General features: G+C 73.7%; 2 protein-coding genes and 1 pseudogene. All 3 read right to left on the bottom strand.

Features of this window, described 5'->3' with window-relative positions:
• The coding region (locus tag ACFFNX_RS49820; RefSeq protein ID WP_378213492.1) for a methionyl-tRNA formyltransferase at positions 1-415 on the bottom strand (415 nt) is incomplete at its 3' end.
• Positions 415-960, bottom strand: coding sequence for a peptide deformylase (def, locus tag ACFFNX_RS49815; RefSeq protein ID WP_378213490.1), 546 nt, complete (start codon positions 958-960; stop codon positions 415-417). The genes def and ACFFNX_RS49820, both read right to left, overlap by 1 nt.
• A gap of 66 nt (positions 961-1,026) precedes the next feature.
• Positions 1,027-1,485: pseudogene (locus ACFFNX_RS49810) on the bottom strand (primosome assembly protein PriA); the annotation flags it as partial.

The raw sequence follows: 1,485 nt of genomic DNA, 5'->3' as shown, positions 1-1,485 counted from the left end.
CGATCTGGGAGGTCGCGGCGCCGGTGAGCTCGTCGCCGTGCAGCACGGCCCGCTGCACGGGGGCGGCACCGCGCCAGGCGGGCAGCAGCGAGAAGTGCAGGTTGATCCACCCGTACCGGGGAATGTCCAGCGCCACGCGGGGGATCAGCGCGCCGTAGGCCACGACCGGGCAGCAGTCGGGGGCGATGGCGCGCAGCCGGTCGAGGAACTCCGGGTCCTTGGCCTTGGCGGGCTTGAGCACCTCGGCGCCCGCCTTGGCGGCGCGCCGCTCGACCGGGCTCGGCGTCAGCCTGCGCCCGCGCCCGGCCGGGGCGTCGGGCCGCGTGATGACCGCGACGACCTCGTGGCGGGACTTCAGCAGGGCGTCGAGCGCGGGTACGGCGGTCTCCGGCGTGCCGGCGAACACGAGCCGCACTAGAGCGCCTTACCGAACGTCGGGTGCGGGGAGTCCTTGACCACCGGCGCGTCGTCGGCGAACCACTCGGCCTCGCGGATCGCCTTCATCGCGGCCTTGCGCTGCTCGGGGTCGAGCCGGTCGATGAAGATCACGCCGTCGAGGTGGTCGGTCTCGTGCTGCACGCAGCGGGCCAGCAGGTGGGTGCCCTCGAGGACGACCGGCTCCCCGTACATGTTGAAGCCCTTGGCCACGACGCCGAGCGCCCGCTTGGCCGGGAAGACCAGGCCGGGCAGCGAGAGGCAGCCCTCGTCGCCCTCCTCCTGCTCCTCGGTCAGCTGGAGGCTGGGGTTGACAAGGTGGCCGAGCTGCTCGTCGACGTAGTAGGTGAACACCCGCAGGCCCACGCCGAGCTGCGGCGCGGCCAGGCCGACGCCGGGTGCTTCGAGCATGGTGTCGGACAGGTCCTTGACGAGCGTGCGCAGCTCCTTGTCAAAGTCCTTCACCGGCTCGGCCGGGGTACGCAGCACCGGGTCGCCGAAGAGGCGGATGGGCTTGACGGCCACGAACGGCTCCGTTCACGTCTCGTAGTTGGGTTCACGTCTCGTAGTTGGGCAGGACCAGTCTACGGTTCAGATCAGCTCGAGCGGGTCGACCCGGACGCGGACGACGTCGGCGGCCTTGCGCGTGCTGCGGGCGGCCTGCGCGGCCTTGAGGAGCCGGGAGAGCGCGGCGCCCCGGCCCCGGTCGACCCGCACCAGCGCGCGTTCCTGGCCCTCTCCCAGCTCGACCGGCCCGAGCACCTCGGCGTCGTCCGGCAACCCGGCGGCCTCGACCAGCTCGCGCACGGCCTGCGGCGTGCCGGTGAGCGAGGCCATGCGCACGGCGGGCGGGAACCCGAGCTCCCGGCGCTCGGCCAGCTCCCGCTCGGCGTACGTGACGGCGTCCCAGCGGATCAGGGCCTGCACGGGCGTCAGCGACCCGTCCGCGAGCACGATGACGGGACCGCGCGGGCGTACGAGGGCGGCGGCGTTCATCCAGCGGCGCAACGCCTCCTCCCCGGCGCGCAGGTCGGCGCGGGCGCCGCGCAG

The sequence above is a fragment of the Actinoallomurus acaciae genome, assembly GCF_042429965.1.
Classification (GTDB): domain Bacteria; phylum Actinomycetota; class Actinomycetes; order Streptosporangiales; family Streptosporangiaceae; genus Actinoallomurus; species Actinoallomurus acaciae.
This window is presented reverse-complemented; position numbering and strand designations above follow the sequence as displayed.